Annotated in this window: 22 protein-coding genes; 17 read left to right on the top strand and 5 right to left on the bottom strand. The window is 70.7% G+C overall.

Features of this window, described 5'->3' with window-relative positions; translation table 11 throughout:
* Positions 1 to 99: 99 nt before the first annotated feature.
* From ACGF8B_RS27530 to ACGF8B_RS27540, 3 genes are all read right to left on the bottom strand, one after another.
* On the bottom strand, positions 100 to 2559 hold the full coding sequence (locus ACGF8B_RS27530; RefSeq protein WP_392743690.1) for a SpoIIE family protein phosphatase: 2460 nt from the start codon (positions 2557 to 2559) through the stop codon (positions 100 to 102).
* Positions 2560 to 2762: 203 nt separating this feature from the next.
* A complete protein-coding gene (locus ACGF8B_RS27535; RefSeq protein WP_392743693.1) occupies positions 2763 to 5228 on the bottom strand; it encodes an MFS transporter in 2466 nt (821 codons plus the stop codon).
* Between the two features lie 188 nt (positions 5229 to 5416).
* Positions 5417 to 5860 carry an SRPBCC family protein gene (locus ACGF8B_RS27540; RefSeq protein ID WP_392743696.1) on the bottom strand — a complete coding sequence of 148 codons (444 nt, stop codon included), beginning with the start codon at positions 5858 to 5860 and terminating at the stop codon, positions 5417 to 5419.
* Between the two features lie 149 nt (positions 5861 to 6009).
* Between ACGF8B_RS27540 and ACGF8B_RS27545 the strand changes: the two genes are divergently transcribed.
* From ACGF8B_RS27545 to ACGF8B_RS27555, 3 genes are all read left to right on the top strand, one after another.
* Positions 6010 to 7050, top strand: a complete 1041-nt coding sequence (locus ACGF8B_RS27545) for an Rv2578c family radical SAM protein (RefSeq protein WP_392743699.1) — start codon at positions 6010 to 6012, stop codon at positions 7048 to 7050.
* Between the two features lie 150 nt (positions 7051 to 7200).
* A complete protein-coding gene (locus ACGF8B_RS27550; protein ID WP_392743702.1) occupies positions 7201 to 8808 on the top strand; it encodes an alpha/beta hydrolase in 1608 nt (535 codons plus the stop codon).
* 56 nt (positions 8809 to 8864) lie between these two features.
* The gene (locus ACGF8B_RS27555) at positions 8865 to 9425 is read left to right on the top strand and encodes a GNAT family N-acetyltransferase (RefSeq protein ID WP_392743705.1); all 561 of its coding nucleotides are present in this window, start codon (positions 8865 to 8867) and stop codon (positions 9423 to 9425) included.
* Between the two features lie 13 nt (positions 9426 to 9438).
* Here ACGF8B_RS27555 and ACGF8B_RS27560 read toward each other — a convergent pair whose 3' ends face one another.
* On the bottom strand, positions 9439 to 10020 hold the full coding sequence (locus ACGF8B_RS27560; RefSeq protein WP_392743707.1) for a HEAT repeat domain-containing protein: 582 nt from the start codon (positions 10018 to 10020) through the stop codon (positions 9439 to 9441).
* Between the two features lie 407 nt (positions 10021 to 10427).
* Between ACGF8B_RS27560 and ACGF8B_RS27565 the strand changes: the two genes are divergently transcribed.
* From ACGF8B_RS27565 to ACGF8B_RS27630, 14 genes are all read left to right on the top strand, one after another.
* Entirely contained in the window at positions 10428 to 12209 is a 1782-nt protein-coding gene (locus ACGF8B_RS27565; protein ID WP_392743710.1) for a 3-hydroxyacyl-CoA dehydrogenase family protein, read from the top strand.
* A 139-nt stretch (positions 12210 to 12348) separates the two neighbouring features.
* Positions 12349 to 13164 carry a TetR family transcriptional regulator gene (locus ACGF8B_RS27570; protein WP_392743713.1) on the top strand — a complete coding sequence of 272 codons (816 nt, stop codon included), beginning with the start codon at positions 12349 to 12351 and terminating at the stop codon, positions 13162 to 13164.
* A gap of 88 nt (positions 13165 to 13252) precedes the next feature.
* Entirely contained in the window at positions 13253 to 14047 is a 795-nt protein-coding gene (locus ACGF8B_RS27575) for a GNAT family N-acetyltransferase (protein ID WP_392743716.1), read from the top strand.
* 365 nt (positions 14048 to 14412) lie between these two features.
* Positions 14413 to 15750 carry a crotonyl-CoA carboxylase/reductase gene (gene ccrA, locus ACGF8B_RS27580; protein ID WP_392743719.1) on the top strand — a complete coding sequence of 446 codons (1338 nt, stop codon included), beginning with the start codon at positions 14413 to 14415 and terminating at the stop codon, positions 15748 to 15750.
* 1 nt (position 15751) lies between these two features.
* Positions 15752 to 17764 (top strand): protein meaA, encoded by a 2013-nt coding sequence (locus ACGF8B_RS27585; protein ID WP_392743722.1) that lies wholly within the window; start codon positions 15752 to 15754, stop codon positions 17762 to 17764.
* Positions 17761 to 18780: an HpcH/HpaI aldolase/citrate lyase family protein gene (locus tag ACGF8B_RS27590; protein ID WP_392743725.1), complete on the top strand. Its 1020-nt coding sequence runs from the start codon at positions 17761 to 17763 to the stop codon at positions 18778 to 18780. Before ACGF8B_RS27585 ends, ACGF8B_RS27590 begins: the two co-directional genes overlap by 4 nt.
* 2 nt (positions 18781 to 18782) lie before the next feature.
* Positions 18783 to 19316, top strand: coding sequence for a MaoC family dehydratase (locus ACGF8B_RS27595; RefSeq protein WP_392743728.1), 534 nt, complete (start codon positions 18783 to 18785; stop codon positions 19314 to 19316).
* Positions 19313 to 20518 (top strand): acyl-CoA dehydrogenase family protein, encoded by a 1206-nt coding sequence (locus ACGF8B_RS27600; RefSeq protein WP_392743731.1) that lies wholly within the window; start codon positions 19313 to 19315, stop codon positions 20516 to 20518. Before ACGF8B_RS27595 ends, ACGF8B_RS27600 begins: the two co-directional genes overlap by 4 nt.
* A 181-nt stretch (positions 20519 to 20699) precedes the next feature.
* Positions 20700 to 21347, top strand: a complete 648-nt coding sequence (locus ACGF8B_RS27605) for a phosphatidylserine decarboxylase (RefSeq protein WP_392743734.1) — start codon at positions 20700 to 20702, stop codon at positions 21345 to 21347.
* Between the two features lie 22 nt (positions 21348 to 21369).
* Positions 21370 to 22191, top strand: a complete 822-nt coding sequence (gene pssA, locus ACGF8B_RS27610) for a CDP-diacylglycerol--serine O-phosphatidyltransferase (RefSeq protein ID WP_371094961.1) — start codon at positions 21370 to 21372, stop codon at positions 22189 to 22191.
* Between the two features lie 152 nt (positions 22192 to 22343).
* On the top strand, positions 22344 to 22742 hold the full coding sequence (locus ACGF8B_RS27615) for a DUF6221 family protein (RefSeq protein WP_259929501.1): 399 nt from the start codon (positions 22344 to 22346) through the stop codon (positions 22740 to 22742).
* A gap of 230 nt (positions 22743 to 22972) precedes the next feature.
* Positions 22973 to 23818, top strand: coding sequence for a PP2C family protein-serine/threonine phosphatase (locus tag ACGF8B_RS27620; RefSeq protein WP_392743738.1), 846 nt, complete (start codon positions 22973 to 22975; stop codon positions 23816 to 23818).
* A gap of 99 nt (positions 23819 to 23917) precedes the next feature.
* The gene (locus tag ACGF8B_RS27625) at positions 23918 to 24856 is read left to right on the top strand and encodes an MASE1 domain-containing protein (protein ID WP_392743741.1); all 939 of its coding nucleotides are present in this window, start codon (positions 23918 to 23920) and stop codon (positions 24854 to 24856) included.
* A gap of 128 nt (positions 24857 to 24984) precedes the next feature.
* A complete protein-coding gene (locus ACGF8B_RS27630; protein WP_392743744.1) occupies positions 24985 to 25494 on the top strand; it encodes an SRPBCC family protein in 510 nt (169 codons plus the stop codon).
* A 226-nt stretch (positions 25495 to 25720) separates the two neighbouring features.
* On the opposite strand, the gene ACGF8B_RS27635 is transcribed toward ACGF8B_RS27630, so the two are convergent.
* Entirely contained in the window at positions 25721 to 26836 is a 1116-nt protein-coding gene (locus ACGF8B_RS27635) for a glycerate kinase (protein WP_392743747.1), read from the bottom strand.
* Positions 26837 to 26933 lie beyond the last annotated feature (97 nt).

Here is a 26933-nt window from a genome sequence, read left to right on the forward strand (position 1 = left end):
GTGCGGTGTTCCGCGGCGTCCTGCTCAGGACCGGACTACCTTCCCCGGACGGCCCCGGCAAGACCCCGCACAGCATCCCCCCGGCCCCTGGCCGGGCTTTCACCAGGTGTGCGGCCTGGGGCCGGGGATCTTGCCGAGTGCCTGTTCGAACCAGACGGTCTTGCCGTGCGCGGTGGTGCTGGTGCCCCATTCGCGGGCGAGTCCGCTCACCACGCGCAGGCCGCGCCCGGACTCGTCGTGGGAAGTGGCGTCGAGCAGCGTGGCCGGGGCGGGTTCGTCGTCGCTGACCTCGCACAGCAGAGCGCCGGTGCGCACCAGCCGGAGCACGATGTGATGGGACCGGCCGTGCTTCACGGCGTTGGTGACGAGTTCGCTGACCATCAGCTCGGCCGACTCCACCGCGTCCGGCAGGTTCCAGTCGAGCAGCTTCCCGCGCACCAGTCGTCGTGATCGCGCCACTTCGCGTGGGTCCAGGGCGAGTTGCCACTCCGCGACGTCGTCGCCCGGGATGCCGTTCAGCCGGGCCATCAGCAGCGCGACGTCGTCCTTGCGGCCCCCGCTCGGGTTCAGTGCGCGGATGATGGTGTCGCAGGCGTCGTCCATGGAGGCCGCGGGATGGGCGGCCGAGGCGCAGAGCGCGGCGAGTCCGGCACCGATGTCCTGGCCGCGCACCTCGACCAGACCGTCGGTGCACAGGATCAGCCGGTCGCCGGGCCGCACTCGTACGGTCGCGGTCTCGAAGGCCACACCACCGACACCGATCGGGGCACCGGTGGGGAGGGTCAGGAGTTCGGCGCGGCCGTCCTCGGCCCGGACGAGCACGGGCGGGATGTGCCCGGCGTTGGCGATCTGGACCTCGGAGCGGATCGGGTCGTAGACGGCGTAGAGGCAGGTCGCCAGATACTGCTCGCCCAGGCGCTGTGCCAGGTCGTCCAGGTTGCGCAGCAGTTGGGACGGTGGCATTTCCATCGTGGCCATGGTCAGTACGGCGGTACGCAACTGCCCCATCATCGCCGCGGAGTTGAGGCCGTGCCCCATGACGTCGCCGACCACGAGGGCGGTCCGGGAGCCGGGCAGCTTCACCGAGTCGAACCAGTCGCCGCCGATCCTGCCGAGCCGGGCGCCGGGCAGGTACCTGGTGGCGATGTCGCAGCCGGCCATCCGGGGAGCGACCTGGGGCAGCATGCTGTCCTGGAGCGTCTCCGCGACGTTCTCCTGGAAGGTGTACATGCGGGCGTTGTCGAGTACCAGCCCGGCACGGGCGGCCAGTTCGGCGCCGGTGGTGCGGTCCATGTCGTCGAAGGGCTCACGGCCGGGACGGCGCATCAGGACCATGAAGCCGAGGACCACGTCGCGGGCCTTGAGCGGCACGATCAGCAGGGAGCGGTGGGTGATCAGCGGGCGCAGGTCCCGTTTCTCGAACTCGCCGGAGATCCGGTTGCTCGCCTCCTCGCTGACGTACGGGACGAGGACGGGTTCGCCGGTGACCATGCACTGGAAGAACGGGGTGTGTTCGGGGAAGGCGATGGACTCGCCGACGGGGACGGTGTCGTCCCAGCGGCCCGGTTCGTCGTTGTGCTCGACCCAGACCCGGTGCCAGACGGTGGTGACGTCGGGCGGTCCGTCCGGGAAGCCCTCGCCGGCCAGGACCGCGGCACGCAGGTGCGTACCCGCGAAGTCGGTGAAGCGGGGCACGGCGGCGCTGGTGACCTCTCGGATGGTGCGTTCCAGGTCGAGGGAGGTGCCGATGCGGCCGCTGACCTCGTTGAGGAATTCCAGCCGTTCGCGGACCGCCGCGTATTCGAGGTCCAGTTCGGGGCGGGGGACGGTACGGGGAGCGGGCGTTGCCCCGCCGTCGCCGAGCGGAGAGCGGGCGGGGTGCCGGGAGCCGCGTCGCGGCACACCCCAGTCGGGGGTGACCGGGACCTGGCTGCGGTGGCTGAACTCCAGGACGGGGTATCCGAGTTCGAGCACCTGGGCGACGATTCTGGTCGCCTCGCCGACGCTCATGCTGGGCAGGATCTCGGGCAGCCGGCCCGCCAGCTCCCGGTAGCCGGGGAAGTCGGTGTGGAGCGCGAACGCGGGGGCGACGGTCCCCGTGTCCCGGCCCTCGCCCGTGCCGCCGCCGCCCAGCCGGCCGGCGTCCGCGGCAAGCACCAGCAGCCGTTCGGAACCCGGGCCGACCAGCGGATAGGCCCACCACAGCACGTCGATCCGGCCGCGCCCCGGTTCGTCGATCCGCGCCCGGCCCGCCATCGGGTACGACAGGCTCCCGCCCGGCGGTCCGTCGGACCCGGGGCCGGGTCCGCAGTCCGGAGCGGGACCGGCTCCGGGCCGTTCCTCTTCCTCCACCCGGTCCAACACGCCGATGACCGGGAGGAGTTCACCGGCCGGGCAGCCGACCGCATCCTGTCTGGTGACCCCGAAGAGCCGTCTCGCGCCGCTCGACCAGTGCGAGACGAGGCCATGCGTGTCGACCACCGCGACGGCCAGCGGCACACGGCCCGACATGGCGTCGCGCGACAACGGTGTCCGCTGCGGCGGCACCTCGGATTCCATGGGCGGAAGGCTCCTTCCCCACCGCAATGTTCTGCGGTCTGTGACTCCACGGTACGGCTCCGTGACCGGCGTCCGCCGGGCATCGGCGTAATCGCCCCGGCGGGTTGTGCGCCCGGCGCACCGGGACGCGCACCCAGCGGCGGGTCCACGGGTACGGGCCGGCCCCGGAAATCCGCCGGCCGGCCCGTACCCGCTCCGGACTCTCAGTCCTCGTGGCCCAGTTGGAGATCGCGTTCGGTGCGTCCGCCGCCCGCCACCTGGAGCACGGTGGCCACCGGCGGATACCCGGCCGCGATCACGGTGTACTCGCCGGTGGACAGGTCCACGAAGCGGAACGCCCCGTCGGGGCCCGTGGTGAGGGTGTCGACCACATTGCCGGCCGCGTCCAGGAGGGTGACCCGGGCATCCTCGACGTGCCGCCCGCCGCCGGCCCGTACGATGCCGCGCAGCACCGCGCCGCCGGCGAGTTCGACGTCCTGCCGGGTCTCCCTGGCCGCCTGCACGCTCACCGGCAGAGCGGCGGGCCGGAAGGCCGGGGCGCTGGCGGCGAGGGTGTACTCCCCGGCCACCAGCTCCGAGATCACATAGCCGCCTTCGCGGCCGCTCCGGGTCGACGCGACGACCTCGCCGCGGACGTCGGTGAGGGTGACGGCGGCGTCGCGGACCGGGATGCCGTCGGCGGTGACGACCGTCCCGGCGAGCCGCCCGGCCCCGCCGAGCACCACGTCGAGCTCGACGGGCCGTTCGCCCACGGTGACGCTGACGGCCTGCGGCTGGTGGCCACCGGCGGCGGCGATGAGCACGTACGAACCGGCGCCCGGCACGCTCAGCGCGTACCGCCCGTCGTCGCCGCTCGCGCCCCGTCCGACCTGCTGACCCTGGACGTCGATGAGGGTGAGGGCGGCGCGCGGGACCTTCGTACCGTCGGGATGCTGGACGCTGCCGCACACCGGTACGCCCGAGAGGTGGACGGACGGCGGCGCGGCGGCCTCGGTGCCCGTGGGGGTCGGGGTGGTGCGGGCGGCCGGAACGGTCACGGACTCGGCGGCGCTTTCGGGGCTGTGGTGGGACACCAGCGGTTTCTCCTTGAGGAAGAAGGCGAAGAAGAGGCCGAGCGCGAGCACCGGCACGAGGTAGAGGAAGATCCGCGGCATCGCGTCGGCGTATGCCTGGATGTAGCTGTCGCGCAGCGCGGGCTCCATGGCGTGGACCAGCTGCGGGGTGATCGACTCGGGGTCGGGGAGGTCGGCTCCGGACGGGAGCCGGACGGCGAGCGCGTCCGCGAGGCGCCCGGCGAAGAGCGTCCCGAAGACGGCGGCGCCGACGCTGCCGCCGATCTGCCGGAAGTAGTTGTTGGCACTGGTGGCGGAGCCGATGTCGGCGGGCGCGACGGAGTTCTGCACGGCGAGCACCAGGACCGGCATGATCAGCCCGATCCCGATGCCGAGCACGGCCTGCGCGATGCTGTATTCGAGCCACGGGGTGTCGGTTTCGAGGCGGGAGAGCAGCCACATCCCGGCCACCGAGAGGCCGCTGCCGAGGATCGGGTGGATCCGGTAGCGCCCGGTGCGGGAGATCAGCTGGCCGGAGACGACCGACGCGACGACGATGCCGCCCATCATCGGGAGCATCAGCAGCCCGGACTCGGTGGCCGTGGCGCCGTCGACCATCTGGAGGAAGGTCGGCAGATAGCTGGCGGCGCCGAACAGCCCGACTCCGACGATCGCCCCGACGAGCGCGGTGACGTTGAAGATCGAGTCACGGAACAACCGCAGCGGAATGATGGGTTCGGCGGCCCGGTGCTCGACCACCAGGAACAGCAGGGCCGTTCCGACGGCCCCGGCCCCCAGTCCCAGGATGGTGCGCGAGCCCCACGCGTACTCCGTGCCGCCCCAGCTAGTCAGCAGCACCAGGCAGGTGGAGGCGGCCGCGAGCAGCAGCGCGCCCAGCACGTCGAGGCGGGGCCGGACGGTGGGCCTGGGGAGTTTCAGCACGACGGTGATGACGGCGAGCGTGGCCAGGCCGAACGGGACGTTGATGTAGAAGCACCAGCGCCAGGACGCGTGGTCGGTGAAGAAGCCGCCGAGCAGCGGGCCCGCCACGGACGCGAGGCCGAACGCGGCCCCGATGAGGCCCATGAACCGGCCGCGTTCCCTGGGCGGCACGACGTCCGCGATGATCGCCTGGACCCCGATCATCAGCCCGCCGCCGCCGATGCCCTGGACGGCGCGGAAGGCGATCAGCTCGTCCATGGTGCGGGACCAGCCGGCGAGCGCGGAACCGATGACGAAGACGATGATGGCGAACTGGAAGACGCCCTTGCGGCCGAAGAGGTCGCCGAGCTTTCCGTAGATCGGCAGTCCGATCGTGGAGGCGAGCAGGTACGCGGTGACGGCCCAGGACATCTTCTCCAGGCCGTGCAGCTCGCCGACGATCTTCGGCAGCGCGGTGGCGACGATCATCTGGTCGAGCGCCGCGAGCAGCAGCGTGAGCATCAGCCCGATGAAGATCATCCGGATGCGGCGGCGGTCCGTCTCCGGTTCGCCGTACGGGGCGGGGGCCGGTGCCGGTCCGGCCCCGGCGGAAGGCGGCGAGGGCGGTGCGGTGGCCGTTCCGGCGGTCCCCGCGCCGCCCGGCTCCTCCTCCAACAGAGTGATCCCACCCACCACGTGCCGCTCCCCTCGTCGCGTCTGCGCCGCCCATTTCTGCATTGCGCAACAACGGAGGGCAAACGCGACGGGAGGGGCGCCGGCGGCGCACACAGGTGCTTAGTTCCCGGTGGGAGCCACTACGGCGCACAACCGGCGGGCCGTGAAAAACCACCCGAACCGGTGAGGCCGGTCAAGCACGAAGAGGGCTACTTCTCGACCTCGGTGGCGAGATTCTGCAGCAGCTCGTCATAGATCCGCCCGAGTCCCTTGGGCGCGAAGGTCTTCTCGAAGAATCCGCCGATGCCGCCGGCGCCGTTCCAGACGGTCGAGACGACGGCCTTCGACCTGCCCTCGCCGGCCGGGGTGACGGTCCAGGTGGTGACCATCGAGGAGTTGCGGTCCGTCTCCACGAGCTGTCCGTCGGTGGGCTCGGTGACCTCCAGCAGGCAGTCGCGCACCCGCTTGCTGGTGGCCTGGAGCTTCCAGTGGACGAGGGTGCCCTCGCCGTCACCGCCCTCGCGCACCTCGTACTCGCTGAAGTGTCCGGGCAGCACCTTGCCCCGGACCTCCTTGTAGTCGGCCAGCGCGTCGAACACCGTCTCCGCGTCCGCCGCGATGACTCGCTCTGTCGTGGCCTCGACCTGCGCCATGGCTGTTCCTCCAGCACTCGGTTGTTCGGGGGTGTGCTGAGCCAATCACCTCGGACACTCCGCTCAAAATCCGGCCCGGGACGAAGGGGAGAAAACGATCAAGGGAACAAGTGTTCTATTCTCTGTCCAGTACTACCGAGGAGGCGTCCATGCGCTGGGACAATCTGGTCGAGAACCCCGCCACGACCGGGAACAGCGCGCTCTTCACCGCCGACGCGGTGACCACGCGCACCTTTGACACCCCCGAATTCCGGGGAATCACCTTCCACGAGATCCGGGCCCGTTCGATCGTGAACCGGGTGCCGGGCGCATCGCGGATGCCGTTCGAATGGACGGTCAACCCGTACCGGGGCTGCTCGCACGCCTGTGTCTACTGCTTCGCCCGAAAGACCCACAGCTATCTGGACCTCGACACCGGCCTCGGCTTCGACTCCCAGATCGTCGTCAAGGTCAACGCCCCGGAGCTGCTCCGCGCACAGCTGGCGTCCAGCCGCTGGCACGGCGCGCACATCGCGATGGGCACCAACGTCGACTGCTACCAGCGCGCCGAGGGCCGGTACCGGTTGATGCCCGGCATCATCTCGGCGCTGCGCGATCACGCGAACCCGTTCTCGATCCTGACCAAGGGGACGCTGATCCTGCGCGATCTGGAACTGCTGCGGCAGGCCGCCGAGGTCACCGACGTCGGCGTCTGCGTCTCGGTCGGCTTCGTCGACGAGGCACTGTGGCGCACCGTCGAGCCGGGCACCCCGTCCCCGTCGCGCCGCCTGGACGCCGTCCGCACGCTGAGTGAGAACGGTATCGACTGCGGCGTACTGATGGCCCCCGTCATCCCGTTCCTCGGCGATCATCCGGACCAGCTGCGCGCCACGGTCCGGGCGATCGCCGCCGCCGGGGCGACCTCGGTGACCCCGCTCGTCCTCCATCTGCGGCCCGGCGCCCGGGAGTGGTACATGCAGTGGCTCGGCGACCACCACCCCCATCTGGTACGGCGGTACGAGCGGCTGTACGCCGAGGGCGCCTACGCGCCCAAGTGGTACCAGCGCCGCATCACCCGGTACGTCCACGAGCTGGCGGCCGAGTACGGCATCGGCCCCTCGCACCGCGGCACCGCCCGGCGGCTCCCCACACGCAAGGAGCGGCCCTCGCCGCCCGACGCCCCCGGGGCCACACAACTGACCCTGCTCTGATCCGCAGGCACCGTCACGGAGATCGTGACCGAACAACACCGGCAAACGGGTCAACTCTCCACACAACAGGTCCTTCCTGGCGCGAATGCGGGGAGCATGCGGCGGGGGCTGCGCCACGCGCAGCCGTGTTTCCCCACCACGGGAGGCCATATGACGAAACGTTCAGGAGTTCTGTTCGCCGTCGGTGCGACGGTCGCCGGTCTGGTGACCGCCGCACCGTCCCCGGCGGCCGCCGACAACGGTGCACGGCTCGCCGCCGCCGCACAGCTCGAATGGACCGACTGCGGCACCAAGTCGCATCCGCGGCTCCAGTGCTCATCGGTCAGTACCCCGCTCGACCATGACGACCCGTCGGGCCGGCGGATCACTCTCGCCCTGTCCCGCATCCCGCACACTTCGAAGACCTTCCAGGGCCCCCTGCTCGTCAACCCGGGCGGCCCGGGCGGCAGCGGACTGTCGATGGCCGGGTTCGTGGCGTCCTCGCTGCCCAGGTCGATCGCCTCGCAGTACGACGTGATCGGCTTCGACCCGCGCGGTGTCGGAAAGAGCCGGCCGGCGCTGGACTGCGTGCCGAAGTACTTCGCCCCGGTGCGCCCCGACTCGGTGCCCGGCTCGCCCGGTGTCGAGCAGGCCAACCGGAACCGGGCCCGTTCGTTCGCCGAGGCGTGCGGGCGCAAGTACCCGGACCTGCTGCCGTACATGGACACGGTCAGCGCCGCGAAGGACCTCGATGTGATCCGGCGGGCCACCGGTTCCCGGCAGCTCAACTACTTCGGCTACTCCTACGGCACCTACCTCGGCGCCGTGTACGCGAAGCTGTTCCCGGACCGGGTGCGACGCTTCGTGCTCGACTCGAACGTGGACCCGGACGGCGTCTGGTACGACGACAACATCAGCCAGGACTACGCCTTCGACGCCCGTCACAAGGCCTTCGCCGCCTGGGTGGCGAAGCACGACTCCACGTACCGGCTCGGCAGCGACCCGGCGAAGGTCGAGGCCGCCTGGTACGCGATGCGCGAGGCCGTCCGGACGCGTCCGGCCGGCGGGAAGATCGGCCCGAGCGAGCTGGAGGACACCTTCCTGCCGGGCGGCTACTACAACGGGTACTGGCCGCTTCTGGCCGAGGCGTTCGCCTCGTACGCGAACGACGGCGACGAGAAGGCGCTGATGAAGGCGTACAAGAAGTTCGGTGCGGTCGACGCAGAGGGCGACAACGGGTATTCGGTCTACACGGCCGTGCAGTGCCGCGACGTCCAGTGGCCCCGGCAGTGGAACACCTGGCGCGGCGACAGCCGTCGGGTGCACGCCAAGGCGCCGTTCTTCACCTGGAACAACAACTGGTACAACGCTCCGTGCGCCGACTGGCCGGTGGAGCCGCTGAATCCGGTACGTGTCTCCAACAGCGCCCTGCCCCCGGTGCTGCTCTTCCAGGCCACCGACGACGCCGCCACACCGTACGAGGGCGGGGTCACCCTGCACCGCAGGCTGCGCGGTTCCAGCCTGGTCGTCGAACAGGGCGGCGGCAACCACGGCATCACGCTGAGCGGCAACGACTGCCTGGACACCTATCTGGCGGACTACCTCGCCAAGGGCATTGTCCCACGCGGCGAGGGCGGCCGGGCCGACGCGGACGCGGTGTGCGCCAAGTCCCCCGACCCGCAACCGCTGACCGGCGAGGCGGCGTCGAAGTCGGCCCCGCGTGCCGGCTCGGGCAGCAGGGGCAGCGCCCTGCACGGGCTGCTCGGCTTCCGCGGCTGACACCCCGGTCCGGCTCGGGCACGGGCCGTCCTGGCGGATGCGCCAGGATGGCCCGTATGACGACAGAACCCACACCCACCGGGATCCGGGTCCGGGACATGACCGTCGACGACTGCGAGACGGTCACCCGGATCCGGGCACGCGGCTGGCAGAACGCGTACGCGGGGCTGGTTCCGCAGTCGTACCTGGACGAGATGCGACTCACCGTCGCCGACGACGCGGAGCGGCGGCGGGCGTCCTTCGCCCGGGGCACCACGATCGTGAACCTGGTGGCCGAACGGCCGGGCGCCGGAGTGATCGGCTGGGGCTGCTACGGCCCGTCCCGGGAGATGGGCGGGCCGGTCGGCCGGGGCGAGCTGTACGCGCTCTACGTGACGCCCGAACAGATCGGTACCGGGGCGGGCCGTGCCCTGATGACCGAGATACTCGGCCGCGCCGCGGCCGCCGGCTTCCCGGACCTGGCGCTGTGGGTGCTGAAGGAGAACGCCCCGGCCCGCCGCTTCTACGAACGCGCGGGTTTCCGCCCCGACGGCGCCGAGGAGTCCTTCGAGGCGGACGGCGCCCCGGTGCCCGAGGTCCGCTACGTACGCGCTCTCGGCGATGCCGGGGCCCGCTGAGCCCGGCGGCCGCTCAGGGCGCGTCCAGCCGGCCGAGCGCGTCGCGCGCCGCACCGCCCAGTCCCGGGTGCGGCAGCGCGGCCTCCAGGAGCGGACGGGCCCGCTCGTCCCCCAGCTGCCCGAGCCCCTCCACACAGGCCAGTGCCACCCGCCAGTGCGGATCGCCGGGCGCGAGCAGCGGCTCCAGGGTGCTCATCAGCGCCGGTACGGACTCCGGGGCCCGCAACGCGGTGAGCAGCCGCACCGGGTGCAGGGCGTACGCGGTGCGCAGGGTGTTGGTCGCCAGGGCCGCCGCGGCCCGGGGCGTACGGGGGTCGCCGAGGAGCACCAGGGCGTGGGCGGCCGAGACGCAGCGCTCCGGGTCTCGGTGGTTGAGCAGCAGGACCAGCGCCTCGAAGGCCCGCCGGTCCCCGCCGCAGCCGAGCCGGAAGGCGGCGATCTCGCGGGCCCAGAGCGGGCGTTCGCGTTCCACCAGGACCCGGGCCAGCTCCTCCTCGTCCTCGGTGGCGAGCAGTCCTCGGCACTGCGCCGACTCCCCCGCCGCTTCCGCCTCGTCGGCAAGCCGGTCCGCCAGCGACCGGAACTCCTCATCCATGACAGTCAGCTTATCGGCGGAGACTCTGTGTATCGAGAGGCGGGGGGTTTTCGTATCGGGGCGAGGGCTCCGCTCGTCGAGGGGCGGGGAAATGTGGCACGGGGCACAACGACCGGGGGCTGGCGCGCTCGTTACCGGGCAGTTAATCTCATGTGAGCGGGACACCATCCCCGCTTGCTCCGGTGGCCTGGTGACGCAGCCACCCGGAGTGCCTGTCGGTTCGGCAGTTGTGCCAGACGTGACTCCGGGACAGAGTCCGTCGCCCCTTTCCGGGTCCGGGCGTGCTCATCGCGCCGACGGCCCCGAGTACCACGACACGCAATTCCCGCACGTGTCGCGCCGGTTCCCCTTCTTCCTGTGCGCGCCGTGCCTCCTCACAGTCGTCACTCATTCTCTGGAGTCCCGTGATGGACACCCCGCTCAGCACCATTGCCGTCGTCGGTCTCGGCACCATGGGCACCGGCATCGCCGAGGTCCTGGCCCGCGCCGGCCACGAGGTCATCGGCATCGACACCAGCGACGCGGCCGCCCGCCGGGCCGTCGCCGCCCTGGAAGCCGCCACCGCCCGCGCCGTGCGGCGCGAGCGGATCACCGAGGAGGAGCGGAGCGACGCCCTCGCCCGGTTCCGTACGTTCGCCGACCTCCAGGCCGCCGCGGAGGCGGAGCTGGTCATCGAGGTCGTGCCCGAGTCGTACGAGATCAAGCAGCAGGTCTTCCGGGAGCTCGACGCGATCGTCTCCCCCACCGCGATCCTGGCGACCGGCACCAACGCCCTGTCGGTGACCCGGCTGGCCGCCGAGTCGCTGCACCCGGAGCGGGTGCTCGGCCTGCACTTCTTCAACCCGGCGCCGGCGATGAAGCTGGTCGAGGTGGTCTCCTCGGTGCTGACCGCGCCGCCGGCCGTCGAGGCGGTCACGGCGCTCGCCCGGAGCCTGGGCAAGGAGCCGGTCGCGGTCGGCGACCGGCCGGGCTTCGTCGCCGACGGGCTGCTGTTCGGCTACCTCAACCAGGCCGCCGCGATGTACGAGGCCAGTTACGCCTCCCGGGAGGACATCGACGCGGCGATGAAGCTCGGCTGCGGTCTGCCGATGGGACCGCTCGCCCTGCTCGACCTGATCGGGATCGACACCGCCCGTACGGTCCTGGAGGCGATGTACGCCGAGTCGCGCGACCGGCTGCACGCCCCGGCGCCGGTGCTCAGGCAGCTGAGCGAGGCGGGGCTGACCGGCCGCAAGTCGGGCCGCGGCTTCTACACGTACGAGGGGCCCGGCAGCCAGACCGTGGTGCCGGACGCGCTGACGCCGCGGGACAACGGGGCGGCGACGGCCGGGCGCGCGGTGCGCTCGGTGGGTGTCGCGGGTTCCGGGACGATGGCCTCGGGGATCGCCGAGGTCTTCGCGAAGGCCGGGTACGACGTGGTGCTGGCCGCCCGCGGCCAGGAGAAGGCGGACATCGCGAAGGGCCGGATCGCCAAGTCCCTGGAGCGTTCGGTCGCCAAGGGGCGGCTGACGGCCGAGGCCCGGGACGCGGCGCTGGCCCGGATCACCGCGGCCGGATCCCTGGACGCCTTCGCCGACGTCGACCTCGCGGTGGAGGCCGTCGCCGAGGACCTGGCGGTCAAGCAGCAGCTGTTCGGGACCATGGACAAGGTCTGCCGGCCGGGCGCCGTCCTCGCCACCACCACCTCGTCGCTGCCGGTGGTGGCGATCGCGCGGGCCACCTCGCGTCCCGAGGACGTGATCGGGATGCACTTCTTCAACCCGGCGCCGGCGATGAAGCTGGTCGAGGTGGTCCGCACGGTGCTCACCGCCGACGATGTCCACGCCACGGTCCGCGAGGTGTGCGGCAAGGTCCGCAAGCACCCGGTGGACTGCGGGGACCGGGCCGGGTTCATCGTGAACGCACTGCTGTTCCCGTACCTCAACAACGCGATCAAGATGGTCGAGGAGCACTACACGACCATCGACGACATCGACGCCGCGATGAAGCTGGGCGGCGGCTACCCGATGGGCCCGTTCGAGCTCCTCGATGTCGTCGGTCTCGATGTCTCGCTGGCCATCGAGAAGGTGCTGCACAGCGAGTTCCGCGACCCGGGCCTCGCTCCGGCGCCGCTGCTCGAACACCTGGTGGCCGCCGGCTGCCTCGGCCGCAAGACGGGGCGCGGCTTCCGCGAATATGCCCGGCGCTGACCGGGCCCGGCGCCGCGGCACCGCGAAGCCCGCCGACGGGTCCTCCGAGGCCAGGGGCGGTTGGGGCGGGCTGCTCGATCCCTCGGGCGGCCCGCCCCCACGGGCGCACTCCCCCGACCCGATGCAGTACGTTCACACCATGTCCCAGCCCGCCAGGTCCTCCCGTGTCTCCGCCGCGCCCGACGCCCAGGAAAGTGCCGCAGGCACGCGCGCCGCCGCCCAACGGCTCAAGATGCGCCGCGAGCTGGCCGCCGCGGCGATGGAACTCTTCGCCACGAAGGGGTACGAGGCGACCACGGTCGACGAGATCGCGGGCGCCGCCGGAGTCGCCCGGCGGACCTTCTTCCGGCACTTCCGTTCCAAGGAAGAGGCGATCTTCCCGGACCACGACGACACCCTCGTCAGGGCCGAGGCCGTCCTCAACGCCGCGCCGGCGCACGAGCATCCCCTCGACACCGTCTGCCGCGGCATCAAGGAAGTCATGAAGATGTACGCGGCGAAGCCCGCGGTCTCCGTGGCCCGTTACCAACTGACCCGCGAGGTCCCCACCCTGCGCCAGGCGGAGATCGCCTCGGTGGCCCGCTACGAGCGGCTGTTCACCCGCTATCTGCTGGGCCACTTCGACGAGCGCGACCACCATGTCGGCAACGACGACCCGCTGCTGGCGGAGGTCGCGGCCTCGGCCGTGGTCACCGCGCACAACCATGTGCTGCGCCGCTGGCTGCGGGCGGACGGCGAGGGCGACGTGGAGGCGCAGCTCGACCATGCCTTCGCTATCGTCCGGGACACCTTCGGGTCCGGCATCGGGGCCGGCCGGACCGTCGGCGCCGAGCCCGCGAAGCAGCCGGCCGCCTCCGTGACGTCCCAGGGCGAGGTGCTGGTCGCCGTGGCGCGTACCGACGCACCGCTCGACGAAGTGATGCGCACGATCCAGCAGGCGCTCCAGGACCGCTGAACGGGTACGGGCGGGGGTGGCACGCCGCCGCCTCCGCCCGGGCCGAAATCTGGTTGCCGCTCCCGTGCACCGGTGTTGTGGTGGGCGGATGAATTCTGGACATGAAGCGCTTCTGGCCCTGTTCGACCGCGAGATGCGCGAGCACGCCCGCCCCGACGCCCCCGGGGGCCGGGTCGAACGCACCGGAGACGTCGTACGGCAGGTCGGCGCGGCCGACGACTGGAACGGGGTCGTCTGGTCGTCGCCGGACCTCGATCCCGCCCGGGCGGACGCGGTGATCGCCGAACAGGTGGCGCACTACACGGCGCTGGGGTACGGCGAATTCGAGTGGAAGCTGTACGCGCACGACCGGCCTGCCGATCTGGCCCAGCGGCTGCCGGCGGCCGGTTTCGAGGCGGAGGAGCCGGAGACCCTGCTGGTCGCCCCGGTCGCGGAGCTCTCGACCCGGGTGGCGCTCCCCGAGGGCGTACGGCTGCGCACAGTGCGTGACGCGGACGACGTGGAGCTGATGGCCCGCGCCCATGAGCGGGCGTTCGGCTCCGACTGGTCGCGGCTGCGCCAGCAGGTGCTGGCCCGGCTGGCCGAGGACCCGGACGGTTTCGTCGGCGTGCTCGCCATGGTGGGCGACGAGCCGGTCAGTTCGGCCCGGATGGAGCTGTACCCGGGCACGGGCTTCGCGGGGCTCTGGGGCGGCGGCACGGTCGAGGCGTGGCGCGGGAAGGGCATCTACCGGGCGCTGGTGGCCTTCCGCGCCCGGATCGCGGCGGAGCGCGGCTACGGCTACCTTCAGGTCGACGCCACCGACATGAGCGCCCCGATCCTGCGGCGGCTCGGATTCCTCGCCCTGAGCACCACGACCCCCTACGTGTACCGCTCGCGCTGATCGATCATTCGCGGTTCATTTCCGGGCACATCACTGCGAAACACCCTCCACGCTGCTCATACGTGCCCGGCGGGTGACAAGTGAGAGAAATTGTTGGCACCGAGTGCCTTGCCAGGTGTCACGGAGTGCCATACGTTGAAGGTGTCCGGGCGGCCGGCGTGCTGCGAACTCACGTACGCCGGCTGTCCCCGCAAGCGATTCGCCTGCGCGCCCGGACGCCTGCGTCACAGGCAAACCCTTCTGCTCCACAGAGCAAGCCGAAGCTTTGACAGCCGAACCGACGGCAGCACCTCCTCACCGTTCCCTCTCCTGCTCGCAGGGATCGCAAGCGTTCCCTCAGCGCCCCCATCCGCCGGAGGCACCCCGTGAAGGAAATCCTGGACGCGATCCAATCGCCGGACAGCACGACCGCGGACTTCGCGGCCCTGTCCATCCCCGAGTCGTACCGCGCGGTGACCGTGCACAAGGACGAGACCGCGATGTTCGACGGCCTCGCCACCCGCGACAAGGACCCCCGCAAGTCGCTGCACCTCGACGAGGTCCCGGTGCCCGAACTCGGGCCCGGAGAGGCCCTGGTCGCCGTCATGGCGAGCTCGGTGAACTACAACTCCGTCTGGACCTCGATCTTCGAGCCGATGGCCACCTTCGGCTTCCTGGAGCGCTACGGAAAGCTCAGCGAGCTCACCAGGCGCCACGACCTGCCGTACCACGTCATCGGTTCCGACCTGGCGGGCGTCGTCCTGCGCACCGGTCCCGGCGTCAACGCCTGGCACCCCGGCGACGAGGTCGTCGCCCACTGCCTCTCGGTCGAACTGGAGTCCTCGGACGGCCACAACGACACGATGCTCGACCCCGAGCAGCGCATCTGGGGATTCGAGACCAACTTCGGCGGGCTGGCGGAGATCGCGCTCGTCAAGTCCAACCAGCTGATGCCGAAGCCGCAGCACCTGAGCTGGGAGGAGGCCGCGGCCCCGGGCCTGGTCAACTCCACCGCGTACCGCCAGCTCGTCTCGCGCAACGGCGCGGGCATGAAGCAGGGCGACAACGTGCTGATCTGGGGTGCCAGCGGCGGACTCGGCTCGTACGCCACGCAGTTCGCGCTGGCCGGCGGCGCCAACCCGATCTGTGTCGTCTCCAGCGAGCAGAAGGCCGACATCTGCCGGCGGATGGGCGCCGAGGCGATCATCGACCGCACCGCCGAGGGCTACAAGTTCTGGAAGGACGAGCACAACCAGGACCCGCGCGAGTGGAAGCGGTTCGGCAAGCGCATCCGTGAACTCACCGGCGGCGAGGACGTGGACATCGTCTTCGAGCACCCGGGCCGCGAGACCTTCGGCGCCTCGGTGTACGTGACCCGCAAGGGCGGCACGATCGTCACCTGCGCCTCCACCTCCGGCTACAACCACGAGTACGACAACCGCTACCTGTGGATGTCGCTGAAGCGGATCGTGGGCTCGCACTTCGCCAACTACCGCGAGGCGTGGGAGGCCAACCGGCTCGTCGCCAAGGGGAAGATCCACCCCACGCTGTCGAAGGTCTACTCACTGGAGGAGACCGGCCAGGCCGCGTACGACGTCCACCGCAACCTCCATCAGGGCAAGGTCGGCGTGCTGGCCCTGGCGCCCACCGAGGGCCTGGGCGTGCGCGACGAGGAGCTGCGCGAGCAGCACATCGACGCCATCAACCGATTCAGGGACATCTGACATGACCGGCCGTCAGAAGGACCGCCCGTGGCTCATGCGGACGTATGCCGGTCACTCGACCGCGGAGGCGTCCAACGAGCTCTACCGGCGCAACCTCGCCAAGGGCCAGACCGGCCTGTCGGTCGCCTTCGACCTGCCGACGCAGACCGGTTACGACCCCGACCACATCCTCGCCCGCGGCGAGGTCGGCCGGGTCGGCGTACCGGTGTCGCACCTCGGTGACATGCGCCGGCTGTTCCAGGACATCCCCCTGGAGCAGATGAACACCTCGATGACGATCAACGCCACCGCGATGTGGCTGCTGGCGCTCTACCAGGTGGTCGCCGAGGAGCAGGGCGCCGATCCCACGAAGCTCCAGGGCACCACGCAGAACGACATCGTCAAGGAGTACCTCTCGCGCGGGACGCACGTCTTCCCGCCCGGCCCCTCGCTGCGGCTGACCACCGACATGATCACGTACACGGTCAACCGCATCCCGAAGTGGAACCCGATCAACATCTGCAGCTACCACCTGCAGGAGGCGGGGGCCACCCCGGTCCAGGAGATCGCGTACGCCATGTCGACGGCGATCGCCGTGCTCGACGCGGTCCGTGACTCCGGACAGGTGCCCGAGGAGAAGTTCGGCGATGTGGTCGCGCGGATCTCCTTCTTCGTGAACGCGGGCGTCCGTTTCATCGAGGAGATGTGCAAGATGCGCGCCTTCGGCCGCATCTGGGACCGTGTCACCCGCGAGCGCTACGGCATCGAGAACCCCAAGCAGCGGCGCTTCCGCTACGGCGTCCAGGTCAACTCCCTCGGGCTGACCGAGGCGCAGCCGGAGAACAACGTCCAGCGCATCGTCCTGGAGATGCTGGCCGTCACGCTCTCCAAGGACGCCCGCGCCCGCGCCGTGCAACTGCCGGCCTGGAACGAGGCGCTGGGGCTCCCGAGGCCCTGGGACCAGCAGTGGTCGCTCCGCATCCAGCAGGTGCTCGCGCACGAGAGCGATCTGCTGGAGTACGAGGACATCTTCGCCGGGTCGCACGTCGTCGAGGCCAAGGTGGACGAGCTGGTCGCCGAGTCGCTCGCCGAGATCGGCCGGATCGAGCGGATGGGCGGCGCCATGGCGGCCGTCGAGTCCGGCTATCTGAAGTCCGAGCTGGTCTCCTCGCACGCCGCCCGCCGGGCCCGGATCGAGGGCGGCGAGGAGCGGATCGTCGGCGTCAACATCTACGAGACGACCGAGCCGAACCCGCTCACCGAGGACCTCGACGGGGCGATCATGACGGTCGACCCCGCCAACGAGGCCAAGGTCGTCGCCGCCCTGCACGACTGGCGCGACAACCGCGACGAGGCCCGCGCCACCGAGGCGCTGGCCGCGCTGAAGAAGGCCGCCGCGGGCACCGGGAACATGATGGAAGCGACCGTGGAGTGCGCCCGGGCGGGTGTCACCACCGGCGAGTGGTCCTGGGCGCTGCGCGACGTCTTCGGCGAGTTCCGTGCCCCGACGGGCGTCTCGTCCGCACCGGTCGCGGTGACCGCCGAGGCGGGCACCCCGCTGGCCCTGGTCCGCGAGAAGGTCGCCCGGACCGCGGCCGACCTGGGCACCGGACGGCTGCGGCTGCTGGTCGGCAAGCCGGGGCTGGACGGGCACTCCAACGGCGCCGAGCAGATCGCCGTACGGGCCCGTGACGCCGGTTTCGAGGTCGTCTACCAGGGGATCAGGCTGACCCCCGAACAGATCGTCTCGGCCGCTCTCGCGGAGGACGTGCACTGCGTCGGTCTGTCGATCCTGTCCGGCTCGCACGCCGAACTCGTGCCGGACGTGCTCACCCGGCTGCGCGAGGCGGGCGCCGCCGACATCCCGGTCATCGCGGGCGGGATCATTCCGCCCGCCGACGCGTCGGCCCTGATCGCGGCCGGTGTCGCCGCCGTATTCACCCCGAAGGATTTCGGTATCACGGAGATCATCGGCCGTATCGTCGACGAGATCCGGAAAGCGAACAAGCTCGACCCTCTGGAGGTCCCCGCATGACTGCCGTCAACCGCCCGCCCGTCTCCCACCACCACCCTCAAGAGACGTCCCTGCGGGACGGCACCTCCCGCCTGCGCCCGCGCCGTTCGTGCCTGGCCGTGCCCGGCTCGAACCCGCGGTTCCTGGAGAAGGCCCAGGGCCTCCCGGCCGACCAGGTCTTCCTCGACCTGGAGGACGCCTGCGCGCCGCTCGCCAAGGAGGGGGCCCGGCACACCATCGTCGACGCGCTGAACAACGGCGACTGGACGGGCAAGACCCGGGTCGTACGGGTCAACGACTGGACCACGCACTGGACGTACCGCGACGTCATCACGGTCGTCGAGGGCGCCGGCCAGAACCTCGACTGCATCATGCTGCCCAAGGTCCAGGACGCCCAGCAGGTCGTCGCCCTGGACCTGCTGCTGACCCAGATCGAGAAGACGATGGGCTTCGAGGTCGGGAGGATCGGCATCGAGGCGCAGATCGAGAACGCCAAGGGCCTCGTCAACATCGACGACATCGCCGGCGCCTCACCGCGTCTGGAGACGCTGATCTTCGGCCCGGCCGACTTCATGGCGTCGATCAACATGAAGACCCTGGTCGTCGGTCAGCAGCCGCCCGGCTACGGCGCGGACGCGTACCACTACATCCTGATGCGCATTCTGATGGCGGCGCGCACCCACGACCTCCAGGCGATCGACGGCCCCTTCCTGCAGATCCGTGACGTGGACGCGTACCGCGAGGTCGCGGGCCGGGCGGCGGCGCTGGGCTTCGACGGCAAGTGGGTGCTGCACCCGGGTCAGGTCGACGCGGCCAACGAGGTGTTCTCGCCCTCGCAGGAGGACTACGACCACGCCGAGCTGATCCTCGACGCGTACGAGTGGTGCACCTCCGAGGAGGGCGGCAAGAAGGGCTCGGCGATGCTGGGCGACGAGATGATCGACGAGGCGAGCCGCAAGATGGCCCTGGTCGTCGCGGGCAAGGGCCGCGCGGCCGGCATGCAGCGCACCTCCAAGTTTGAAGCGCCGGAGGCCTGACCATGCAGTTCGGACGCACATACGAGGAATTCGAGGTCGGTGCGGTCTACAAGCACTGGCCCGGAAAGACGGTCACCGAGTACGACGACCACCTCTTCTGTCTGCTGACCATGAATCATCACCCGTTGCACATGGACAGCAACTACGCGGAGCGGACCACCGATTTCGGAAAGAACGTTGTCGTCGGCAACTACATCTACTCGCTGTTGCTCGGCATGTCCGTTCCGGACGTCTCGGGAAAGGCGATCGCCAATCTTGAGGTCGAGTCGCTGAAGCATGTCGCGCCGACCTTCCACGGCGACACGATCTACGGCGAGACGACCGTTCTCGACAAGACTCCGTCAAAGTCCAAGAGCGACCGCGGAATCGTTTACGTGGAGACCAAGGGCTACAAGCAGGACGGGACGCTCGTCTGCGTGTTCCGTCGCAAGGTGATGGTCCCCACCGAGACCTACATCAAGGAGCGCGGCGGCGAGCAGCCCGGCCGCCCCGAGCTGAACCAGCCTTCGCAGAAGAACGTGGAGAAGCAGCCATGACGCGACTCGCCCGGACCGCCGGCCTCAGCGACGTCCAGCAGGAAATCCTCTCCACGGTCCGGGATTTCGTCGACAAGGAGATCATTCCGGTCGCGACCCAGCTGGAACACCGTGACGAGTACCCCACGGAGATTGTCGACGGACTCAAGGAACTCGGCCTGTTCGGGCTGATGATCCCCGAGGAGTACGGGGGCCTGGGTGAGTCGCTTCTCACATACGCGCTCTGCGTGGAGGAAATCGCCCGCGGCTGGATGAGCGTGTCGGGAATCATCAACACGCACTTCATCGTGGCGTACATGCTCAAGCAGCACGGCACCCAGGAACAGAAGGACACGTTTCTGCCGCGAATGGCGCTGGGCGAGGTCCGGGGCGCGTTCTCGATGTCGGAGCCGGCGCTGGGCTCGGACGTCTCGGCGATCAGCTCCAAGGGCGTCAGGGACGGCGAGGAGTACGTACTCGACGGCCAGAAGATGTGGCTGACGAACGGTGGCACGTCCTCGCTCGTCGCCGTCCTGTGCCGGAGTGACGAAGGCCACCCCGAGGGGACCGCCCCGCACAAGTCGATGACCACGTTCCTGGTCGAGAAGGAGCCGGGCTTCGGCGAGGTCCGGCCCGGCCTCACCATTCCCGGCAAGATCGACAAAATGGGTTACAAGGGTGTCGACACGACCGAACTCATCATGGACGGACTACGAATTCCGGCCAATCGGGTTCTGGGCGGCACCACTGGCCGAGGGTTTTACCAAATGATGGACGGAGTAGAGGTCGGCCGGGTGAATGTGGCGGCGCGTGGCTGCGGTGTCGCACAGCGTGCATTCGAACTGGGCGTTTCCTACGCCCAGCAGCGCCAGACCTTCGGAAAGCCCATCGCCCAGCACCAGGCGATCCAGTTCAAGCTGGCCGAAATGGCCACCAAGGTGGAAGCCGCCCATGCGATGATGGTAAACGCAGCGCGCAAAAAGGACTCCGGGGAACGAAACGACCTGGAGGCAGGGATGGCGAAGTACCTCGCCTCCGAGTACTGCAAGGAAGTCGTCGAGGACGCCTTCCGTATCCACGGCGGTTACGGCTTCTCCAAGGAGTACGAGATCGAGCGCCTCTACCGGGAGGCCCCGATGCTGCTTATCGGTGAAGGTACCGCCGAGATCCAGAAAATGATCATCGGGCGCCGACTCCTTGAGGAGTACCGGTTCCAGGGGTGATTGTCCCTTTCGAGGCGATTTAGCCGCGAAGAAGATCACACCCTGTCACCCTCGGTCGGTGCCTTCCCACCGTCCGACTCGGCTGCTGGCTTGCCCAGTTGTTGCTCGCAACCGATAACATCGCCGGAAAAGCCGCCGTCCCCCGTTGCCAGCGCGGCATCATCCGCTACGAAGGTCATCCATGCCCGACAGCCAAACCTCTGCACCACGCGGCGGGGTCCGCCTTGCGCGCGGAGCTTCGCCGTGGCTCCTCCCGACCGTCGCCACCGCGGCACTCAGCCTCGCCCGGGCCCGCAGGTCCGGACGCTGGGCCGCGGTCGCCGTGCCCACCACCGCGCTCGCGGCGGGCATGCTGTGGTTCTTCCGCGACCCCGAGCGCGAGATCGCCCAGGGCCGGGTCATCTCGCCCGCCGACGGTGTGGTGCAGAGCATCATGCCGTGGAAGGACGGACGCACCCGCGTCGCGATCTTCATGAGCCCGCTGAATGTTCACGTCAACCGTGCACCACTGGCCGGCACGGTGACCTCGGTCGAGCACGTCCCCGGCGGGTTCGTTCCGGCATTCAACAAGGAGAGCGAGAACAACGAGCGCGTTGTCTGGCACTTCGAAACCGAGCTCGGCGACATCGAGATGGTGCAGATCGCGGGTGCGGTCGCCCGGCGCATCGTCCCGTACATCCCGCAGGGCACGAAGGTGGAGCAGGGCGAGCGCATCGGCCTGATCCGCTTCGGTTCACGGGTCGACATCTACCTTCCGGAAGGTGTCGAGGTCGCGGTCGAGGTCGGCCAGGCCACCACCGCGGGGGTGACTCGAATTGACCGTGATTGATCCCGACACACAGGCAGGCTGGGTGCCCGAGGCCGAGTCCGAGGAGGACGCCGGCGAGGACATGCCGCTCTCTCTGCGGCTGTCGATAGCGGACACCCTTACTCTCGGTAACGCGACATGTGGATTCATGGCGGTGTACTTCACCACCACCGGAATCCTCATCCCGCACCTCACCGGCAGCGACGAGAGCGGCATGGCCCGGCACTCCGCCGCCACCGCCGTGATCCTGATGCTCCTGGCGGCCGTCTTCGACCTCTTCGACGGGCTCGTGGCACGCAAGCTGCGCTCCTCGCCGATGGGGGCCGAGCTGGACAACCTCTCGGACCTGATCAGCTTCGGGCTCGCCCCGGCGTACTTCGTCCTCGTGTACGGCATGGTCGCGGACGACGCACACCAGCGGGTCTCCGCACTGGCGGCCATCGTGGTGCTGCTGGCGGTGGTGCTCAGGCTTGCGAGATTCTCCTGCGTGACCATGAAGGACGGCATGTTCCAGGGCATGCCGAGCCCCTTCGGAGCGCTCACGGTCGTCTCGATCGTGCTCCTGGAGCTGCCCTTCGTACCGACGCTGCTCGCGATCGTCGGAGTGGCGTGGCTCATGGTCAGCCGGGTCGAGTACCCGAAGCCGCGGGGTGTCCTCGCGGTGGCGATGCTCAGCTGGATCGTGGCCGCGATGGGGCTCCTCGCCGCGTGGGCGTTCGACGCCCCCGGCGGGCAGCTGCTCCTCCAGACCGGCTGCGCGCTCCAGGTGGTCCTGGGAGCCGTCATCCCGCTCTTCGCGACGGCCCGGCGGGTGAACACCTTCCGTGACAACCGGCGCGAGGCACGGACGGCACAGCTGCCGTAGCGGCACGCACGACACACAGAAGGACCCGGGTGCTCCCCAGCACCCGGGTCCTTCCGCGTTTCCGCCCCGCTCCGCCCAGTATGTTTGGGCCCCACCGGCTTGCGGGCGCCGTCCCCGGAACCAGGCCTTGATGATGAAGGACTCGGAACCCGATGACAGACAACTCCGACATGATCGACTTCGTGCGCGCACGCCTGGCCGAGGAGGAGCGCATCGCGCAGGCGGCGGGCGGCGACAGCTGGCGGTGCCCTGCCGACGTGCCCGGCGAGGTCCACGACCGCTCCGGGGGCATCGCGTTCAGCGTGCGGAATCTCGGCTTCGACCAGCACATCGCCTTTCAGGACCCCGCACGCACGATGCGCCGCATCGAGACGAGCAGGGTGCTCCTCGACGAGTACGCGGAGGTCGCCGGCCTGGACACCGACCGCCCGGACCAGGACTTCCGGTCCGGGCGGGCGGTCGGGCTGGGATTCGCCGTCCGGCAACTGGCCGCTGAGCACGCCGGCCATCCCGGGTACCGGGCCAGGTGGCTTCCCCGGTTCATCCAGTAGCGGCGGTGGGCCGGTTTCGGGGTCCTCCCGCGCGCAGGCGTGTGCCTCGGTGCCGGGCGTCCCGGGAGGCGCCCCGGAGCCCCGGCCGTCGCGAGTACGGCGCCCCGCAGGCGCAGGGCACCGGCCCGGCCGTTCGCCGCGGGCTCCGTGTCCCGGCCACGTGACCGCTGCGGATGGCCGCAGGAGGGCTAAGGTTTCAGGAGGAGCCCGTCGCACCGCGCGGGGACGCCATGCACCGACACCGCAACACATCGGACAACACCCAGGAGCTCCTCCTCACCCTTGGGCGCCTTGTCGACCAGGCCCTGGAGAACATCAGGCTCCAGCGCGCCCGGGCGGAAATGGGCCTGGCCCTGCAACGGCACATGCTCCCCGCCGAGCTGCCCGATTTCCCGGGCATCAGGATCGGCGCCCGGTACTCGCCCTCGCAGGACGGCATGGCTGTCGGCGGCGACTTCTACGACGCCTTCCCGATGCGGGACGGGGTCGCGGGGATCACCATCGGCGACGTGCAGGGGCACGGGGTGGAGGCCGCCGCCTTCATGGGTGAGGCCCGCGCCAGCCTCAGAGCGCTCGCCAGCGTCACGACCGACCCCGGCACGGTGCTGTCCTGTGCCAACGATCTGCTGATCTCGCTGGGCGGTGACCTGTTCACGACCTGCTGCCTGCTGAGCATCGCCCCGCAGCGCGGCGAGCTGCTCGTGGCCCGCGCCGGACACGTGCCGATCGTATGGGGCACCGACGACGGCGACTCCGGCATCTCCCAGGACGACGGCGGGGTGCCCCTGGGCATCATGCACGAGCAGTGGTACCCCGTGACCCGCCGGCGGCTGGCCCGGCCCGGGTACCTGGTCCTGCTGACCGACGGGGTCGTTGAGGGGCCGTCGTACCCGATCGACGAAGGGCTCGCGGCGGTGGCCGAGGTGGTGGCCTCGGCCGGCGGGGCCGACCCCGGAGAGCTGGCCTCGCGGGTGCTCCAGGTGGCGGACCTCACCGGTCACGAGGACGACGCCGCCGTGCTCGTCGTCCGCTACGACGGTCCGACGGAGACGAGCGGGCCGGTGGACGGGACCTGACCCGTTCGCGGACCGCGGCGGCGGACGGGACGTACCGTGTTCACCGGCTCCGCACGCCCCTCCCCGGCGGCACACAACGCCGCGGTGCCCGATGCTGGAATGGTGGACAGAGCACGGCTCCGACAGCACGCGGTCGAAGTCCTGACGGTCATCGCGGTGGCGGCCTGCTACTACGCGACAGCCCGTCTGGGACTGCTCCAGCAACTGGTACGCGGCCAGGTCACCCCGCTGTGGCCGCCGACCGGGATCGCGGTCGCGGCACTGCTGGTGTTCGGGGTACGGATCTGGCCCGGCATCGCCCTCGGCGCCCTCGCCGCCAACATCACCATCGGGCCCTCGCTGGTGCCGGTACTGATCATCGCCGCCGGAAACACGGTCGCCCCGGTCTGCTCGTACCTGCTGCTGCGGCGTGCGGGGTTCCGTGACGGACTCGACCGGCTGCGGGACGCGCTGGCGCTGGTCTTCCTCGGGGCGCTGGCGGGCATGCTGATCAGCGCGACGGTGGGCACCGGCGCCCTGGTCGTCTCGGGGGCACTCCCGGCCGAGGAGTTCTGGCCGACCTGGTCGGTCTGGTGGACGGGCGATGCCATGGGCGTCATGGTCGTGACACCGTTCCTGCTCGTCGTCCGCAACGCCCGCCTGCCGTACGGCATCAGCCCGGCGCGATGGGCGGAGGCCGTCGCGCTGGGAGCCTGCACGCTGGGCATCACCCTGCTGGCGACCGACACCAGCGCCTCGCTGCTCTTCCTCGTCTCCCCGTTCCTGGTCTGGGCCGCCTTCCGCTTCGAGCGGGCCGGCGCCGCCGCCTGCGCGCTGGCCGTGTCCACGCTCGCGATCCTCGCCGCCGGACGGATGACCGGCCCCTTCGCCCACCACAGCCTGCTCACCAACATGATCACTCTCCAGGCGTTCAACGGCACCACCGCGCTCACCGCCCTGCTGCTGGCGGCGGTCGTCACCGAGCGGAGCCGCACATACCGCGAGATCAAGCGACTCTGCACGCAACTCTCCGAGAAAGTGACCCGTCAGGACCTCTGAGTCACTCCATCGGTCCTGCGACGGGTGCGCCGCCCCCCGATCGGCGGCAGGCTGATGGGCGACGGCACCGCGACGAGGGCTACCGGACGCCGAAACTCGGGCGTACGGGCGCCGTAAGAGGTGGAGCCATGCCCCATGTGTCTGCGAATGTCCATGTGTCCCGCCCCGCCGGCGAGGTCTTCTCGTTCCTCCGGGATCCGCGCAACCTGGCCGAGTGGTCATCGAGCATCGACCGGGTGATCGAGGGCCCGATCACCACCGAACTGGGTGACGAGTACACCTGCAAGTTTCCGGGCAGACGACGGGCGCACCGCCTCCGGTGCACCGCGAGCACCCCCGTCGAGTACCTGGCCTTCCGCGGTGCGGGCATGTGGACGCCGCTGGGCCGCCACTCCCCGGAGCTGGAGTTCCGGCTGAGTCCGGGCCGGCTGGGCACGACGGTCACCGTCTCGGTCAAGCCCCATCTGGACGGCGGCATGATACTTCTCGCGCCGTTCGTGACGATGGCCTGGCGCCGGGACCTGCCTTCCGAACTCCAGAACCTGGCCGATCTGCTGAGCGGCCGGGACGGTGCGCGGGACGGCCGGGACACCGGCGGCGGTCAGGACACGACACCCTCCGTGGGATGGCCGGGCTGATCTCCGGTGGCCGGGCGCGGCTTCAGCGCCCCGCCCGGCCACCGGAGGAGACCGCCGGAGCCGGGGCCCCCGCCGGGATCAGGCCGGGCCCGCGTGCCCCGGTGCCGCGCCTCGCCGCGTTGCCGTCGGCCGCCGACGCTCCATCCCCGGGCTCTCGGCTCCGCCCTGTGACGCCGTCGGACACCGGACCCCGCTCCCCGGTCCGGCCCGATCCGGACGAAAGCCCCTAGAGCAGGAAGTCGCGCGCGATCGACTCGGACGCCCGCTCCAGCAGCGGTCCCGCCTGGGCCATCGAGACCGCGGGGTCCGGTTCCAGGTCAGCGAGGGCGTACGCGCGGCGGATGCCCGCCCCGCTCAGGGCCTCCGGCGACAGGGCGAGGCGGCCGCAGACCGCCACGACCTCGATCCCCGCGGCACGGGCCGCCGCCGCCACTCCGGCCGGGGCCTTGCCGTGCAGGGTCTGCTCGTCTAGCGAGCCCTCCCCGGTGATCACCAGCGTGGCGCGCGCCAGCGCCGGGGCGAAGCCGAGGACGTCGAGCATGACCTCGATGCCGGGGCGGAAGCGGGCGCCGAGGGCGACCAGCGCCCCGTAGCCGATGCCGCCCGCCGCGCCCGCTCCGGGCAGCGCGGCGTGGTCCGGGCCGAGGACGGCCGCGTAGTGGGCGAGCGCGGCGTCGAGCGTCGCGATGTCCTGCTCGGTCGCGCCCTTCTGCCTGCCGTAGACCTCGGGGGCGCCCTTCGGCCCCGTCAGCGGGTTGTCCACGTCGCTGGCAAGGATCAGGTCCACCCCGGCCAGTCGCGGATCGAGGCCGGACAGATCCGCCTCCGCCAGCTCGGCGAGCCCACCGCCCCCCGGGCCCACGGGCTTGCCGTCCGCGTCGAGGAAGCGGGCGCCCAGCGCGGCCAGCATGCCCGCGCCGCCGTCCGTCGTGGCGCTGCCGCCGACACCGAAAACGATCGTCCGGGCGCCCGCGTCCAGTGCGGCGGCGAGCAGCTCGCCGGAGCCGTACGTCGTGGCCGTGAGCGGGGCGAACACCCCTGCGGGCAGGTGCTGGAGGCCCGATGCCTCGGCCATCTCCACCACCGCCGTGGTGCCGCGCAGCGCGTACGCCGCGGTCACCGGATCACCGAGCGGTCCGGTCACCCGCGCCTCGCGGCGCTCGAATCCGGCGGCCACCGCCGCCGCCACCGTGCCGTCGCCGCCGTCCGCCACGGGCAGGGTCTCGACCCGCACGTCGGGGACGACCCGCCGCAGCCCGGCCGTCACCCGCTCCGCGACCTGTACGGCCGTGAGCGAGCCCTTGAACTTGTCCGCCGCGACGAGCACGCGTGCGGTCTCCATCACTGCTCCGTCCGCCACCTTGCATCCCTTGCTTTCGAACAGGCAGTCGCGCCGCCCCCGACCCTATCCGCAGCGGATACCCGCTGCCCAGAGCCGT

The organism is Streptomyces sp. NPDC047917 (assembly GCF_043204345.1).
Taxonomy (GTDB): Bacteria; Actinomycetota; Actinomycetes; order Streptomycetales; family Streptomycetaceae; genus Streptomyces; species Streptomyces sanglieri.

Bases quoted from the DNA above. Each gene is read 5' to 3' on its own strand.
- ACGF8B_RS27530 (WP_392743690.1), bottom strand. From the start codon at position 2,559: ATGGAATCCGAGGTGCCGCCGCAGCGGACACCGTTGTCGCGCGACGCC.
- ACGF8B_RS27540 (WP_392743696.1), bottom strand. From the start codon at position 5,860: ATGGCGCAGGTCGAGGCCACGACAGAGCGAGTCATCGCGGCGGACGCG.
- ACGF8B_RS27545 (WP_392743699.1), top strand. From the start codon at position 6,010: ATGCGCTGGGACAATCTGGTCGAGAACCCCGCCACGACCGGGAACAGC.
- ACGF8B_RS27550 (WP_392743702.1), top strand. From the start codon at position 7,201: ATGACGAAACGTTCAGGAGTTCTGTTCGCCGTCGGTGCGACGGTCGCC.
- ACGF8B_RS27555 (WP_392743705.1), top strand. From the start codon at position 8,865: ATGACGACAGAACCCACACCCACCGGGATCCGGGTCCGGGACATGACC.
- ACGF8B_RS27560 (WP_392743707.1), bottom strand. From the start codon at position 10,020: ATGGATGAGGAGTTCCGGTCGCTGGCGGACCGGCTTGCCGACGAGGCG.
- ACGF8B_RS27565 (WP_392743710.1), top strand. From the start codon at position 10,428: ATGGACACCCCGCTCAGCACCATTGCCGTCGTCGGTCTCGGCACCATG.
- ACGF8B_RS27570 (WP_392743713.1), top strand. From the start codon at position 12,349: ATGTCCCAGCCCGCCAGGTCCTCCCGTGTCTCCGCCGCGCCCGACGCC.
- ACGF8B_RS27575 (WP_392743716.1), top strand. From the start codon at position 13,253: ATGAATTCTGGACATGAAGCGCTTCTGGCCCTGTTCGACCGCGAGATG.
- ACGF8B_RS27585 (WP_392743722.1), top strand. From the start codon at position 15,752: ATGACCGGCCGTCAGAAGGACCGCCCGTGGCTCATGCGGACGTATGCC.
- ACGF8B_RS27590 (WP_392743725.1), top strand. From the start codon at position 17,761: ATGACTGCCGTCAACCGCCCGCCCGTCTCCCACCACCACCCTCAAGAG.
- ACGF8B_RS27595 (WP_392743728.1), top strand. From the start codon at position 18,783: ATGCAGTTCGGACGCACATACGAGGAATTCGAGGTCGGTGCGGTCTAC.
- ACGF8B_RS27600 (WP_392743731.1), top strand. From the start codon at position 19,313: ATGACGCGACTCGCCCGGACCGCCGGCCTCAGCGACGTCCAGCAGGAA.
- ACGF8B_RS27605 (WP_392743734.1), top strand. From the start codon at position 20,700: ATGCCCGACAGCCAAACCTCTGCACCACGCGGCGGGGTCCGCCTTGCG.
- ACGF8B_RS27615 (WP_259929501.1), top strand. From the start codon at position 22,344: ATGACAGACAACTCCGACATGATCGACTTCGTGCGCGCACGCCTGGCC.
- ACGF8B_RS27620 (WP_392743738.1), top strand. From the start codon at position 22,973: ATGCACCGACACCGCAACACATCGGACAACACCCAGGAGCTCCTCCTC.
- ACGF8B_RS27625 (WP_392743741.1), top strand. From the start codon at position 23,918: ATGGTGGACAGAGCACGGCTCCGACAGCACGCGGTCGAAGTCCTGACG.
- ACGF8B_RS27630 (WP_392743744.1), top strand. From the start codon at position 24,985: ATGCCCCATGTGTCTGCGAATGTCCATGTGTCCCGCCCCGCCGGCGAG.
- ACGF8B_RS27635 (WP_392743747.1), bottom strand. From the start codon at position 26,836: ATGGAGACCGCACGCGTGCTCGTCGCGGCGGACAAGTTCAAGGGCTCG.